The organism is Flavobacterium sufflavum, assembly GCF_004016525.1.
Lineage (GTDB): Bacteria > Bacteroidota > Bacteroidia > Flavobacteriales > Flavobacteriaceae > Flavobacterium > Flavobacterium sufflavum.
In genome coordinates this window covers 1-309 of sequence record NZ_SACJ01000041.1, presented here as the reverse complement: position 1 = coordinate 309, position 309 = coordinate 1, and the positions used below count along the sequence as shown (strand labels likewise).

1 protein-coding gene is annotated in these 309 nt (G+C 41.7%); it reads right to left on the bottom strand.

The window, feature by feature from the left end; genetic code table 11:
* Window positions 1–309, bottom strand: a 309-nt coding sequence (locus EOD40_RS18075; RefSeq protein ID WP_164905516.1) for a hypothetical protein, incomplete at both ends; no start/stop codon positions are given.

Sequence of the window (309 nt, the reverse complement as noted above, 5' to 3'; positions counted from 1 at the left end):
ACCTCAACAATATTCACACTATTGCTTGAACCCGGACAATTCGTTGGAGCAGCACCTGTAGAAACCACATTATAGTTTGTTCCTGCATTTAAACCAGTCCATGATAGAGCCGAACCTGTACCTGCTTTTGGAGCCTGAACATTAGTCGTACCTATTCTTAACTGATAACTCACTCCTGATTCTGAAGTACTAGAACTAACTGTTCCTGTGCCTGGATTAGAAGCACAAATAGAACTTCCGGTCAATACAAGAGCAACTGGATTAGCAACCTCAACAATATTCACACTATTGCTTGAACCCGGACAATTC